Raw genomic sequence first — 13,815 nt, 5'->3', positions numbered from 1 at the left:
GAGGGCCGGGCGGGGGTGGCCGCGGTGTGTACCCAAAGCCACGGGGGTGGCCCGGGGCCACTTCTGGCGCCCCACCGTGGAGGGGGCGCCGGGCGGTGGCGCTCGGGCCACCACCGCCCGGCGGGCTCACTCCCCGGGGGCGGGCGCGAGCGCGGTCAGGCACACCACCGCGGCGGCTGCCGACCACGCCTGGGGCCGGCACGCGGCCGGGTAGGGCGTCGGCACGGACGAGTGTGACCGCGGATCGCCGGCGTGCAGCTCGGGAACGCGGTACCCGAAGCCCTCGGCGGCATCCAGCAGCCCCTCCACCACCGCCCGCGCCGACTCGACGAGTCCCGCGCGCAGCATGCCGTGCGCCGCGATCGCGGTGTCGTGCACCCAGACACTGCCCCCGTGGTAGGACAGGGGCCAATACCCCGCGGCGTCCGTCGACAATGTGCGGATGCCGAAACCGCTCGACATGGTCTCACCGAGCAGCAGCGAGGCGACGTGCGCCTCTTCGTCGGAGGAGAGGATGCCGGTGCCGAGAAGATGCCCGATGTTGCTGGTGAGGGAGTCGACGGGGCGCTTGTCGCGGTCGAGCGCGATCGCCGGGTACCGCCCCTCGGGCGTCTCGACCCAGTACGTCGAGGCGAAACGCGTCTTGAGATCGGCAGCCCAGACGCGCCAGAACGAGATGTCGTCGGCATCGGTGGTGTCTCCGAAACGCTCGAGCAGGTCGGCGCCGGCGAGAGCGGCCTCATAGGCGTAGGCCTGCACCTCGCACAGGGCGATCGGTCCTTCGGCGAGGCTGCCGTCGCGCCATTGGACCGAGTCGCCGGAGTCTTTCCACCCCTGATTCGACAGGCCCGTGCCGAGCCGGTCGATGTAGTCGAGGAAGCCGTCGCCGTCGCTGTCGCCGTAGTCGCGGATCCAGCCGAGCGCCCGGCGGAGCGCGGGCAGCAGCTCGCGCACCTCGCCGTCGGGCATGCCGGCACGGTGGGCATCGGCCAGCAGACAGATCCACAGCGGAGTGGAGTCGACGCTGCCGTAGTACTTCGGGGGCAGCACGATCCCCTCACCCGGCATCTCGAGCGCGGAAGCACGCAGTTCGTGCAGGATCTTGCCGGGCTCCTGCGCCGTCTGTGCGTCGTCATCAGTCCCCTGCAGGCGCGCGAGCACGCGGAGGGTGGATGCCGCGATCTCACGGTCCACCGGCAGGGTGAGGCGCGCGGCCCAGATGGAGTCGCGTCCGAACAGGGTGAAGAACCACGGTGCCCCGGCGGCGAAGAATTCATCGAGCGGGTGGTCGGGAAGCGCCAGACGCAGGGCGTCCAGATCGTCGAGGGCCGTCCGCAGCCACCGGGACAGGCGCGCGTCGGGAGCTCCGGCGGCGACGCCCGCGGCATCCCACCGGGCGGGCGCGGTGGCGGAGTCCACAACGAGGGTGTCATCGCGCAGCCTGAGCGACCAGCCGATCTCGACCTCGCCGAACGCGGGCACCTCGACGCTCCAGACGGCGACCACGCCGTCGACGCCGGATGCCACCCGGGCCCCGGGAGCAATCAGTTCGAGCCCCAGAGCGCCGGCGTTGACGCGCGCGCCACCACCGTCGACCGTCACGTCGGTGCTGCGAGCGAGCGCGTGACCGGACTTCACCTCGTGCAACTGCGCGAACTCGGGCTCGACCCGCAGATGCAATGCGGCGCGAACGGGCCGGTCGAGACGCGAGCGCAGGGTCCACGACTCGCTGACGACGCCGTCGGCAACCCGCCGATCGCGCAGAAGCCGCACCTTGGGGTCGGGGGTCGTGTCGTCGATCCCGCGCAGGAGCCCGCCGAAGACCACGCGCGACGCTCCGTCGGGAGCGGCCGAGATCCACTCGATCGTGGAATCGTCGCACGACACGGTCAGTGCCCGGATGTGTCGCACGTCGCCGTGGTAGACCCCGTGCACGGCAGCGGAGCCGATGTCGCCCGTGGTGTCGGACCAGACCTGGGTCGGGGCGCGCAGCACGATCAGGGCGTCGTTCAGCAGCGGTTGCAGAGCAGCCGGGGCGACGGCGGTTGCGGCGGGCGGGGTGATCGTGGGGGCGGTGGTCATTCTTTGACGGCTCCTTCGCTGGCGTTCATGATGCGGCGCTGGAAGATGAAGAACACCACGGCGACGGGAATCGTCATGATGGCCGCGGCCGCGAGTTTGAGGGGGAATTGGCTGCCCTGGCTGAGCTGCCCGCTGGCCAGAGAGGCCACGCCCTTGGTCAGGGTGGTCAGCTCGGGGGACTGGGTGGAGATGACGAAGTGGCTCAGCTCGTTCCACGATCCCTGGAACGACAGGATGACGATCGTGATGAGCGCGGGTCGAGCCATCGGAAGGACGACCGACCAGAAGATGCGAAAGGTCCCCGCCCCGTCGATGCGCGCTTGCTCCTCGACGGACGGTGGGATCGACTCGAAGAAGTTCTTCATGATGAAGACGCCCGCGGCATCAACGAGCAGCGGGAGAATCATGCCGGCGTAGGAGTCGTAGATGCCGAGCTGGTTGATCACGAGGAACTTCGGGATGAGCAGCACGACGGTAGGAACAGCCATGACCGCGATGAGTCCGGCGAAGACGAGACCGCGCCCCCGAAACTGCAGCCGCGCGAGCGCGTATCCGGCGAGCGAATTGAAGAACACGCGCCCCGCGGTGACGAAGACGGTGACCACGACGGAATTGCCGAACCATACAGGGAAGTCGGAGTTGAGGAACAACCGTTCGTACGCCGCCCACGTGAAAGCCTGCGGCGCGAGCGAGATCGGGTCGGCCGCCGCCGAGGCATCCGTCTTGAACGACGTCGCCACCTGTACGAGGAAGGGGTAGATGTAGATGACGGCGAGCACGACCAGAAGGGCGTAGAGGCCGATCTGCCAGCCGAGGGCTTTGCGCGACATGCGGTGCTTCGTCGGCTTCTCGGGTCCGCCGAGGCGCTGTTCGGCGAGGACCGTGGTCTGTGGGGATGCGGTCGCGGTCATCGTCGGGCTGCTTTCGTGTGCACGTCGTATTGGCGGAGGCGCCGCTTCGACACGGGACGATCGCGCAGCACGAACCGCTGCAGGATCGTCAGCGCCACGATGATCACGAACAGCACGAAAGCGATCGCCGCGCCCTGGCCCCACTGCTGCGACAGGAACGCCGAGGAGTAGCTGAGGTAGGCGGGGGTGAGTGTCGTCTTGCCCGGGCCGCCCTGGGTGCCCGTGTAGATCTGGTCGAACACCTGCCAGGTGCCGATGAGGCCGAGGGTCAGCACCGTGAACAGCACGGGCTTGAGCTGCGGAAGGGTGACGCGCCAGAACCGCTGCCAGCCGTTCGCGCCGTCCATCATGGCGGCCTCCTGCACATCGGCACCGATGTTCTGCAGGCCCGCGATGAACAACAGCATGAACGTGCCCGAGGTGGTGAAGACCGCCATGAGGATGAACGCCGACATCGCGACAGACGGACCGGCGAGCCAGTCCCACCACGAGACGCCGAGCAGCGTATTGCCGGTCAGAAACGCGGGGCCGCTGGTCACCCCCACGGCGCCGAGCAGGTTGTGCACGACGCCCGAGGGATCGCTGAACCAGTTCGGTCCATTGATGCCGAGCCACGACAGTACTTCGTTGACGGCTCCGGATGCCGAGAAGAGGAAGAGCCACAGCACGGTGATGGCCACCGAGCTCGTGACCGAGGGGAAGTAGAAGGCCGTGCGGAAGAGCCCCCGGCCGCGGAGGATCGCGCGGTTGACCAGCACCGCGAGAAACAGTGACAGCGCCGTCTGAAGGGGGACGACCAGCAGCACGTACCAGGCGTTGTTGCGCAGCGCCGTGCCGAAGTCGCGCTCGGCGAGACCGCCGCCTGTGGTGACGGCGGCGTAGTTGTCGAGACCGACGAAGCCGACGTTGGGCGAGAAGGGGCTGCCGCGCCCGGTCCAGTCAGAGAAGCTCACCCACAGCGCCATGAGCACGGGGACGAGCAGGAACACGCCCAGGATGATCAGCACGGGGGCGGTGAACAGCCAGCCGGCGGCGGCCTCGCCGCGCCGGATTCCCGGGGAGGAGGATCCGGCGCGACGCGGCGCTGAGGTGAGAGCACTCATGGCTACTTCGTGATGGCCTCGAGGTTGGATTGCGCCGTCTGCAGCAGCGCCTGCGGGTCACCCGTCTTCAGCGACTCCAGCTGGGCGTTGAAGTCGGTGATGACGTCGGCGGCGCCGGCCATGTTCGGCGGGAACTGCGCGTTCTCGGCACCGGAGAGGAACGCCGTGAGGTCGGGGTTCGCCGCGCTCCACGCGTCGGCGGCCGACTGGATCGAGGGCATCGGGCCGAAGGCTTTCGAGAACGCCAGCTGCTGGTCGGTGGAGGTCAAGTACTCGACGAGCGAGCGCGCTTGATCCTGGTTGCCGCTGTCGGCGGCCATGCCCCAGCAGTTGGTGAACTGCAGCGTTCCCTTGCCACCGGGACCCGCGGGCAGTTCGGCGACCTGATACTTCACGCCCGGGTAATCGGCCGACATGGCGCCGGTGATCCAGTTGCCTTCGATGACCATCGCGGCCTTCTGGGTGCCGAACGCCTCGCCGCCCCACCCGGCGCCCACGTCGGACGCGAACGCGAACGTGCCGTCATTCAGGTGCGTCTTGACGTAATTCAGCGCCTCGACGTTCGCGGAGCTGTCCGCCGTGGCCTTGCCGTCGGTGACGAGTCCGCCGCCGGCCTCGGCCATGAAGGCTCCGATGCGCTGGTACTCGGCGCCGAACGCCAGGCCCACGCGGCCGTCGGTGGTGAGCTTCTGGGCGACGGATGCCAACTGGTCCCAGGTCGTGGGGACATCGGCATCCGTCAGCCCTGCCGCCGACCAGAGGTCGGTGTTGATGATGAGGGCCAGGGTCGAGAAATCCTTGGGTGCGCAGTAGAACTTCCCGTCGACGGTGAAGTTGTCGACGAGCGATGGATAGAAATCGTCCTTGTTCGCCAGGTCGTCGCCGTAGGCGGCGATCGAGCCGTTTGCGGCGTAGCCGGCGAGGGCCTCGGGGGCGAGGTAGAAGAGGTCGGGCGGAGACCCGGCCGCGAAGCCCTGAGAGAGTTGCTGGGGGAGGTCGTTGGCGGTCTGGACCTCGGCCTGCACGCCCGACTGCTCGCTCCAGGCGGCGACGGCGTCGGTGACGGCCTTCGTCTCGGCGTCGCCCGACGAGCCGATGAGGAGCCTGAGCGTGCCGCCGCCGGAGGCCTGACCTTCGCCGGGGGTGTCGTTGAAGCCCGACCCGCAGGCCGTCAGGGCCAGGGCGCCGGTGGTCAGCAGTGCGCCGGCTCCGAGCCAGGTTCGCGCCCGGCGGTTGGGGGTGTGCCGTGTCATTGTCTCTCTCCTTCGATGAGGCATGCGACCCCTCCGCAGGTGCTCGGAGGGCCATCTTTTGAACGTTCAAATGACGGTTTGACAACGGTAAAGAACGGTGGGCCTGGCTGTCAAGAGGGTGCCCGGCGTCCTAGGCTGACGATCTGGCCGGACTCGTGGCGGCCCGGTCGGATCTCTCCGGAGCGGACTGAGGGGGAGGGCAGACATGGCGAAGGCGCCCACCGTCGACGACGTCGCGCGTGTCGCGGGGGTCTCCCGGCAGACCGTCTCGAACGTCGTCAACACGCCGGATATCGTCCGCGAAGCGACGCGCCTGAGGGTCGAGGCGGCGATCGCCGAGCTCGGCTATCGGCCGCACGCCGCCGCCCGTCGGCTTCGCACGCGACGCAGCTCGACCATCGGCATCCATCTCGATCCCTACGCCGGTGGTATCTCAGGCGTCGTCCTGGACCGCTTCGTGCACGCCCTCACCGAACGTGCGGGAGAACGTGACATGCGCGTCTTGCTCTACGCCGCGCGCACGCCCGAAGAAGAGATCGCCCGCCTCGGCGACCTTCTCGAGGGGGGAGAGGTGGATGCCGTGGTGGTGACCGGAACCTTCCACGGCGACCCCCGCACCGGCTGGCTCGTGGACCGCGGGCTGCCGTTCGTCTCGTTCGGTCGCCCGTGGGGCGAGAACGACGTCGAGGCGCCCGCGCATCTGTGGGTCGATGTCGACGGGGCCGCGGGAACTCGCGCGGCGACGATACACCTGCAGGAGCGGGGCGTAGCGCGCATCGCGTTCCTCGGGTGGCCCTCCGGCTCGGGCACGGGTGACGATCGTGAGCGCGGCTGGCGCGAGAGCTCAGCTTCGGGGCCGCGATGGGTCGTCGAAGAGAACGTCGCCGCCGCGCGCGACGTGGTCACAGCGGGCCTGGCGGCCGACCCCGGCGTGCGCGGCATCGTCTGCGCGAGTGATTCGCTCGCGATCGGCGCGCATCTCGCCGTGACCTTGGCTGGTCGCCCCGATGTCGCCGTGATCGGTTTCGACAACACCCCCGCCGTCGAAGCGCTCGGGCTCTCGAGCGTGGAGCAGTTGCCCGAGAGGGTGGCATCCGGCGCTCTCGATCTGCTCATGGGCGAGAACGGCACGGTCGTCGCGCCGCGCGCCGCGACGGCCGGGGCCGCCCACGTGCTCGTGGAGCCGCGGCTGGTGATGCGCTGAGGCGCCACGGTCCTGCCCGGTACTGAGCGGCGCGCGACTAGGCGGGGTGGCCGATGCGTCGGGCGAGCTCGGCGGCAGTCGCGGATGCCGCGGACGCCAGTGCTTCCGCATCACGCTCGGCCCCGTCGGCGGGCCACGTGATCGCCACGGCCGCGGCGGGCCACCCGGCGTGATCGAGCACCGCGGCGGCGACGGAGCGGAATCCGGGGGTGATCTCGCCGTCCTCGCTCGCGTGACCCGCTGCCCGAACCTCGCGGAGCAGCTCGCGCAGGTCACGCGGCGTGGCGGGGCCCGCGTCGTGGCGCAGCGTGAGGGCGGTGGCATCCGGGAACAGTGCCCGAACCTGCTCGCGGGGGAGCGCGGCGAGCATGGCCCGGCCCGTCGCGGTGAGGTGCGCGGGGAGGCGGACGCCCACATCGGTCACGAGCGCGGGGCGGCGCGGGGCGCGTTCCTCGACGATGTAGAGCACGTCTCGCCCGGCCAGCACGGCGAGGTGCGCCGATTCGCCGACGCGGTCCGACAGCCCCGCGAGCAGCGGCCGACCGAGGCGGGCGAGCGGCTGTTGCCGGGCGTAACCGCCGCCGAGCTCGAAAGCCGCCGTCCCCAGGCCCCAGCGCCGGTCGCCCGGAAGGTGCACGACGTAGCCGTGCTGCTCGAGAGTCGCGAGCAGGTGGTAGGTGCTGGAACGGGGGATCCCGAGCGCGGTCGCCATCGACTGCGCGGCCATCGGCCCCGGTTGCCGCGCGAGCAGCGAGAGGATCCGCAACGTCTGGTCGGCGGCGGGGACTTGAGGGCGGGGTTTGTCTGGCATGACAGACACAGGATGCCAGATCCCCCGCATTCCGTATCGCCCGAGGCGATGGAATCGGCGTATGAACGCACGCGTCACCGTCGGAGCCAGCCCCCTCACCCCGCGCGAGGTCGTCGACGTCGCCCGCCACGATGCCCGGGTCGACGTGGACGCCGACGCTCTGCAGCGGGTGGCCGACACACGCGCGCTCATCGAGGGGCTCGCCGACGACCCGCAGCCGCACTACGGCATCTCGACGGGCTTCGGCGCCCTCGCGACGACCTTCATCGCCGAGGACCGCCGGGCGCAGCTGCAGGCGAGCCTCATCCGCTCGCACGCCGCCGGAACCGGCGCCGAGGTCGAGCGCGAGGTAATCCGCGCCCTCATGCTGCTGCGCTTGCAGACCCTCGCCACCGGGCGCACCGGCGTCCGCCCCGTCGTCGTCGAGACCTACGCCGCCCTGCTGAATGCGGGGATCACCCCCGTCGTGCGCGAGTACGGCTCGCTCGGCTGCTCGGGCGATCTGGCTCCGCTGTCGCACGTCGCCCTGGCGGTCATGGGTGAGGGCGAGGTGCGCGACGCGTCGGGGGAGCTTCGGGCAGCCGCCGACGCGCTCGCTGCGGCGCACATCGCCCCCGTCGCCCTGCGCGAGAAAGAGGGCCTCGCCCTCATCAACGGCACCGACGGCATGCTCGGCATGCTTCTGCTGGCGCTGCACGACCTCGAGATGCTGCTGACCACGGCCGATGTCTCGGCGGCGATCTCGATCGAATCGCAGCTCGGAACGGATGCCGTGTTCGCCGCCGACCTCATGGCGCTGCGTCCGCAGTTCGGTCAGGCCCACTCGGCGGCGAACCTCCGCGCGTTCCTCGCCGACTCGGCGATCGTCGCGAGCCATCGCGGCCCCGAGTGCACGCGCGTTCAGGACGCGTACTCGCTGCGCTGCACTCCCCAGGTGCACGGCGCCGCCCGCGACACGATGACGCACGCCGCCCTGGTCGCCGATCGCGAGTTGGCATCGGCCGTCGACAATCCCGTCGTCACGCTCGACGGACGCGTCGAGTCCAACGGCAACTTCCACGGCGCGCCCGTCGCCTACGTGCTCGACTTCCTCGCCATCGCGGTGGCCGACGTGGCGTCGATGTCGGAGCGCCGCACCGATCGCGCCCTCGACGTCTCGCGCAGCAACGGGCTTCCCCCCTTCCTCGCCGATGAGGTCGGGGTCGACTCGGGCTTGATGATCGCGCAATACGCCGCCGCGGGCATCGTGTCGGAGCTCAAACGTCTCGCCGCCCCCGCGTCGGTCGACTCGATCCCCTCGAGCGCCATGCAGGAAGACCACGTCTCGATGGGCTGGGCCGGCGCCCGCAAGCTCCGCCGGGCGATCGACGGACTCGCTCGGGTGCTCGCGATCGAAGTGCTCACCGGATGCCGTGCCCTCGACCTGCGCGCCCCGCTCCAGCCCGCGCCGGTCACCGGGGCCGTTCGCGACCTCGTCCGCGAGCGCGTGCAGGGCCCCGGTCCCGACCGGTTCGTCTCGCCCGAGATCGAGGCCGTGACCGAGCTCGTCGCCTCGGGAGCGGTGGCTCGCACCGCTCTCGACGTCGTCCTTCGCGCGTAGAGCGCGATTGTTCCCGCCCTGATCGAAGGAGATCCCGCCATGACCGACACGACAGCATCGCCCTCGACGGCCTCCGGCGCCCACGCCTCGGAGCGAGACGCGTCGGCCGTCGTCTCGACCCCCGACGCCGCGACCGCGCCGCGGGCCGGGGCCTCGGCATCCGGCTCCCGCCCTCCGATCCGCGCGCCGCGCGGCGCCCAGCGCACCGCGAAGAGCTGGGGCGCCGAGGCGGCCAAGCGCATGCTCATGAACAACCTCGATCCCGAGGTCGCCGAGCGGCCCGACGACCTCGTCGTCTACGGCGGCACCGGAAAGGCTGCGCGGTCGTGGGCGGCATACGACGCGATCGTGCGCACCCTCGACGAGATCGAGCCCGACGAGACCCTGCTGGTGCAATCGGGCAAGCCCGTCGGCGTCTTCCGCACGCACGAGTGGGCACCGCGCGTGCTCATCGCCAACTCGAACCTCGTGGGTGACTGGGCGACGTGGCCCGAGTTCCGCCGCCTCGAGGAACTCGGGCTGACGATGTACGGACAGATGACCGCGGGCTCGTGGATCTACATCGGCACCCAGGGGATTCTGCAGGGCACGTACGAGACCTTCGCGGCGGTGGCTCGCTCCCTCGGTCGCGAGTCGCTCGCGGGGACCGTGACCCTTACCGCCGGATGCGGCGGGATGGGCGGGGCACAGCCTCTGGCGGTGACGATGAACGGCGGGGCGGTGCTCATCGTCGACGTCGACCGCGCGCGGCTCGACCGACGCGTCGCCCACGGCTACCTCGACGAGGTCGCTCTCGATCTCGACTCCGCGATCGAGCGGGTGACCGCGGCGCGTGAGGCGGGTGAAGCGCTGTCGGTCGGCGTCGAAGGGAACGCGGCCGAGGTCTTCCCGGAGGTGCGGGCCCGCGGCATCCGGATCGACATCGTCACCGACCAGACGAGCGCGCACGACCCCCTGTCGTACCTGCCCGTCGGGACGCCGGTCGACCGGTGGCAGGCCGACGCCGCGCGCGACCCCGAGGATTTCACCCGCCGCTCGCGCGAGAGCATGGCGGCGCACGTGAAGGCGATGGTGGAGTTCCAGGATGCGGGAGCCGCGGTCTTCGACTACGGCAACTCGATCCGCCGCGAGGCCGAGCTCGGCGGGTACGATCGGGCCTTCGCCTTTCCGGGGTTCGTGCCGGCGTACATCCGTCCGCTCTTCGCCGAGGGCAAGGGGCCCTTCCGGTGGGTCGCGCTGTCCGGGGATCCCGAGGACATCGCCAAGACCGACCGCGCGGTGGCCGAGCTCTTCCCCGAAGATGCCGCCCTGCACCGCTGGCTCGAGAAGGCCGGCGAGCAGGTGCACTTCGAGGGGCTGCCGGCGCGGATCTGCTGGCTCGGCTACCAGGAGCGCCACCTCGCGGGGCTGAAGTTCAACGAGATGGTGGCCTCCGGCGAGCTCTCGGGGCCCATCGTGATCGGTCGCGATCACCTCGACGCGGGCTCCGTCGCCTCGCCCTACCGCGAGACCGAGGCAATGGCCGACGGTTCGGATGCGATCGCCGACTGGCCGCTGCTGAACGCCCTGCTCAACACGGCGAGCGGTGCCTCATGGGTGTCGCTGCATCACGGAGGGGGCGTCGGGATCGGCCGGAGCATCCACGCGGGGCAGGTGTGCGTCGCGGACGGCACGGAGCTGGCGGCCGAGAAGCTCGCGCGCGTGCTCGTGAACGACCCCGGAACGGGCGTCATGCGACACGTGGATGCCGGATACGACCGCGCCCGCGAGGTGGCGGCCGACCGCGGGCTCACGGTGCCGATGCCATGAGCGCTCCGGCACCGGGTGGTATCAGCCCCGCGGGCGACCTCTTGCTGACGAACATCGGGGAGCTGACGACGAACGTCGCCGTCGACGGTGATCCGTGCGGGACGGTGCAGGGTGCGGCCGTGCTCGTCCGCGGCGGGCACGTGGTGTGGGCGGGTCCTTCGGACCGGGTTCCGGACGCCGGCGGAGGGGTCGACGTCGTCGACGCCGGGGGGCGCGCGGTGATCCCGGGCTTCGTCGACAGCCACACGCACCTCGTCTTCGGCGGCGACCGCGCGGCGGAGTTCGCCGCACGCATGGCGGGGGAGCCGTACGCGGCGGGCGGCATCCGCACGACGGTGGCGGCAACCCGAGCGGCATCCGAAGACGAACTTCGCCAGCGGCTCCGGGCGTTCGTCGGAGAGTGCCGGTCCCAGGGGACGACGACGCTCGAGATCAAGACCGGGTACGGCCTCGACGTTGCGACCGAGACGCGTCTTGCGCGGCTGGCCGCGGAGGTGACGGACGAGGTCACCTTCCTCGGCGCACACGTCGTCGCACCGGAGTTCGCGGGGCGGGCTGACGACTACGTCGATCTCGTCGTGGGACCGATGCTCGACGCCGTCGCGCCGCACGCGCGGTGGGTCGATGTCTTCTGCGAGGCCGGGGCCTTCACGCCCGCACAGAGCCGGCGTGTGCTCGAGGCGGGGAGGGCGAAGGGGCTCGGGATCCGGGTGCACGGGAACCAGCTCGGCTACGGCGCGGGGGCGGCACTGGCCGTCGCGATGGGTGCGGCCGCGGTCGATCACTGCACCTTCTTGACGGACGACGACGTCATCGCGCTCGCCGGCTCTCGAACCGTCGCGACCCTGTTGCCGGGCGTGGAGTTCTCGACCCGGCAGCCCTACCCCGATGCGCGTCGTCTGCTCGCAGCCGGCGTGACGCTCGCCCTCGCGAGCGACTGCAACCCGGGGTCGAGCTTCACCAGCTCGATGCCCCTCATGATCGCCCTCGCCGTCCGCGAGATGGGGATGACACCGGCCGAGGCCGTGTGGGCAGCCACGGCCGGCGGAGCGCGCGCGTTGCGTCGTACCGACGTCGGCGTGATCGAGCCCGGCGCCAAGGCGGACCTCGTGCTGCTCGACGCGCCGTCGCGGGTGCACCTGGCCTACCGGCCGGGGGTACCGCTCGTGCGGCGGGTGTGGAAGGACGGGCTGATCGCCGAGCCTATGGGGTGACGAGCTCGAACTCGTCGGGAGGGGTGGCGTCGACGTCGTCCCAGGTGCCCTCGTGCCAGGTGAAGATCGCCACGGCGCACGTGACCATGCGCTCGTCGCGATCGGCCAGGCGTGAGACCAGCGCGCTCATCCCGGGGTCGTGCGCCACGACCATGACCTCGTCGACTCCGGCGGCGCGCGCCGCGGCCAGCACCTGTGCGGGATCGGCGAGGTAGAGCTCCGCCTGCTCGGTGATCTCGGCGTCGAAGACGCAGGCGAACGCCTCGGCCGTCTGCCGAGCGCGCAGCGCGGTGCTGGAGAGGATCGCCTCGGGTCGGACGCCCTTGCGAGCGATCGTCCGGGCCATCGCCGGGGCGTCGCGCAGGCCGCGGTGGTTCAGGGGGCGGTCGTGGTCGGCGAGGCCTTCATCGGCCCAGTCCGATTTCGCGTGTCGCGCGAGGACGAGTTGGATCATCGTCTTTCCGCCAATCCTGCCAAGAGCTCGAGTACGCACAGTGCGGCGAGTCGCACGGTGCGGGAATCGGGGGCGTCCGCCGTGGCATCCACTTCGACGACGTCGGCGCTGACGACGCCGGGGTCTTGAGCGAGCGCGCGGACGAGGGCCCGCAGCTCCCAGGCGGCGAGACCGCCGGGAACGCTCGCGGGGCAGCCGGGGGCGACCGAGCGGTCGCACACATCGACGTCGATGTCGAGGTGGATGCCGGGGGACGAGGCGCCGACCCCCGGGAACGCGAACCGGCCGGCGGCCGGTCCGTCGGGGGGAGAAGCGGCCGATTCGCTGCCGACGACGGTGAGGGGTCCGTCGCCCGGCCGATCGACCGGCCGGCCCGCCGCGACTCTCAGCGCCTCGGCGACGACCTCGGCGATGCCGCGTCGGCGCACCTCGTCGAGCGTGATGACGGTGATGCCGGCGTCGAGAGCGCGCTGGGCGTAGGCAGCCGAGTTGGCGAAGTCGGCGATGCCGATCTGCACGATGCGCCGGGGGTCGAGGCCGTCGGCGATCAGCCGTCGCACGGGGGAGCCGTTGGATTCCCCGTCGCGGAGGTCGAAGTGCGCGTCGAGGGTGATCAGGCCGCCCGCTCCGCGCCCCTGGGCCACCGCGTAGGTGGCGGAGTTGTCGCCACCGAGAGCGACGACGAGCCGGGCCGCGGACAGGTCCGCCACGGCGGCGCGCACGCGCGCTTCTCCCTCGCGGCCGTCGGGGTCGTGCACGTCACCGGCGTCGGCGATGCGGAGCGCGCCGTTCAGGTCGACGGGCGGCGGTCCGAGCAGAGTCGGCGAGAAGCGGCGGAGCGCCTCGCGGACGGCGGCGGGGGTCGCCGCTGCTCCGGTGGGAGAGAGCGACGTGCGCCAGGCGGGAACGCCGAGCAGGACGGCATCCGGGATCGTCGTGCCGTGGGGCGCGGGCCAGTCCCCGGCACGGGGCCACAGAGGATCGACGGACAGGGCGCTCATGCGGCCAGGTACACCCAGGCGCGGACACCGCTGACGAGAACGACCGAGGCGCGGCGGTAGAGCGACACCTCGTACTCGTCGGCGGCGTCGAGTTCTTCCGGCGTCAGGAGCAGCACGCGACCGAAGACGCGATCTCGCGCGTCGTCGGTGCGACGGAGGATCGGATGACGGTCGTGACCCGAGAGCTGGGCGACGTGGTCGTCGGCGATGTCGGTCCACTCGAGCCGGTACCCGGCCAGGGCGTCCTCGGCACCCTCCACACGGTGGCCGAAGGTGTCGAGCTGCACGTCGGGCAGCTGGAGCGTCCCATACGTGAAGAGGGACTCCATGTCCGAAGCGTCGCTCACGCGGACCAGGCTACTCACGCACCGAG

12 protein-coding genes are annotated in these 13,815 nt (G+C 71.1%); 4 read left to right on the top strand and 8 right to left on the bottom strand.

All coding sequences use genetic code 11. From position 1 onward, the window contains the following. Positions 1 to 126 precede the first annotated feature (126 nt). From OVA17_RS00530 to OVA17_RS00515, 4 genes are all read right to left on the bottom strand, one after another. On the bottom strand, positions 127 to 2,082 hold the full coding sequence (locus OVA17_RS00530; RefSeq protein WP_267787554.1) for a glycogen debranching N-terminal domain-containing protein: 1,956 nt from the start codon (positions 2,080 to 2,082) through the stop codon (positions 127 to 129). Continuing rightward, positions 2,079 to 2,912 carry a carbohydrate ABC transporter permease gene (locus tag OVA17_RS00525; protein ID WP_267789330.1) on the bottom strand — a complete coding sequence of 278 codons (834 nt, stop codon included), beginning with the start codon at positions 2,910 to 2,912 and terminating at the stop codon, positions 2,079 to 2,081. Before OVA17_RS00525 ends, OVA17_RS00530 begins: the two co-directional genes overlap by 4 nt. A 77-nt stretch (positions 2,913 to 2,989) precedes the next feature. After that, positions 2,990 to 4,096: a carbohydrate ABC transporter permease gene (locus OVA17_RS00520; RefSeq protein WP_103206297.1), complete on the bottom strand. Its 1,107-nt coding sequence runs from the start codon at positions 4,094 to 4,096 to the stop codon at positions 2,990 to 2,992. Positions 4,097 to 4,098: 2 nt separating this feature from the next. Then, the gene (locus tag OVA17_RS00515; protein WP_103206298.1) at positions 4,099 to 5,349 is read right to left on the bottom strand and encodes a sugar ABC transporter substrate-binding protein; all 1,251 of its coding nucleotides are present in this window, start codon (positions 5,347 to 5,349) and stop codon (positions 4,099 to 4,101) included. Positions 5,350 to 5,554: 205 nt separating this feature from the next. Here OVA17_RS00515 and OVA17_RS00510 point away from each other — a divergent pair, with 205 nt between their 5' ends. Next, the gene (locus OVA17_RS00510; RefSeq protein ID WP_267787553.1) at positions 5,555 to 6,553 is read left to right on the top strand and encodes a LacI family DNA-binding transcriptional regulator; all 999 of its coding nucleotides are present in this window, start codon (positions 5,555 to 5,557) and stop codon (positions 6,551 to 6,553) included. Positions 6,554 to 6,590: 37 nt separating this feature from the next. On the opposite strand, the gene OVA17_RS00505 is transcribed toward OVA17_RS00510, so the two are convergent. Further along, entirely contained in the window at positions 6,591 to 7,364 is a 774-nt protein-coding gene (locus OVA17_RS00505; protein ID WP_267787552.1) for an IclR family transcriptional regulator, read from the bottom strand. Positions 7,365 to 7,425: 61 nt separating this feature from the next. On the opposite strand from OVA17_RS00505, the gene hutH reads away from it, so the two are divergent. Genes hutH through hutI form a run of 3 tightly spaced genes read left to right on the top strand, consistent with a single transcriptional unit; the run spans position 7,426 to position 11,987 of the window. After that, complete coding sequence (gene hutH / locus OVA17_RS00500) at positions 7,426 to 8,964, top strand: histidine ammonia-lyase (protein WP_267787551.1); 1,539 nt, start codon at positions 7,426 to 7,428, stop codon at positions 8,962 to 8,964. Positions 8,965 to 9,003: 39 nt separating this feature from the next. Beyond that, entirely contained in the window at positions 9,004 to 10,773 is a 1,770-nt protein-coding gene (locus OVA17_RS00495; RefSeq protein WP_267787550.1) for a urocanate hydratase, read from the top strand. Then, complete coding sequence (gene hutI, locus OVA17_RS00490) at positions 10,770 to 11,987, top strand: imidazolonepropionase (protein ID WP_267787549.1); 1,218 nt, start codon at positions 10,770 to 10,772, stop codon at positions 11,985 to 11,987. The genes OVA17_RS00495 and hutI overlap by 4 nt, the downstream gene beginning before the upstream one ends. On the opposite strand, the gene OVA17_RS00485 is transcribed toward hutI, so the two are convergent. Genes OVA17_RS00485 through OVA17_RS00475 form a run of 3 tightly spaced genes read right to left on the bottom strand, consistent with a single transcriptional unit; the run spans position 11,977 to position 13,789 of the window. Continuing rightward, positions 11,977 to 12,441: a SixA phosphatase family protein gene (locus OVA17_RS00485; RefSeq protein ID WP_267787548.1), complete on the bottom strand. Its 465-nt coding sequence runs from the start codon at positions 12,439 to 12,441 to the stop codon at positions 11,977 to 11,979. The genes hutI and OVA17_RS00485 overlap by 11 nt on opposite strands. Continuing rightward, positions 12,438 to 13,442, bottom strand: coding sequence for an arginase family protein (locus OVA17_RS00480; RefSeq protein WP_267787547.1), 1,005 nt, complete (start codon positions 13,440 to 13,442; stop codon positions 12,438 to 12,440). The genes OVA17_RS00485 and OVA17_RS00480 overlap by 4 nt, the downstream gene beginning before the upstream one ends. Further along, positions 13,439 to 13,789, bottom strand: coding sequence for a gamma-glutamylcyclotransferase family protein (locus OVA17_RS00475; protein WP_267787546.1), 351 nt, complete (start codon positions 13,787 to 13,789; stop codon positions 13,439 to 13,441). Before OVA17_RS00475 ends, OVA17_RS00480 begins: the two co-directional genes overlap by 4 nt. Between the last annotated feature and the right edge of the window lie 26 nt (positions 13,790 to 13,815).

The sequence above is a fragment of the Microbacterium sp. SL75 genome, assembly GCF_026625865.1.
Taxonomy (GTDB): Bacteria; Actinomycetota; Actinomycetes; order Actinomycetales; family Microbacteriaceae; genus Microbacterium.
Note: the sequence above shows the minus strand (reverse complement) of the source record. Positions and strands in the feature narration are given on the sequence as shown.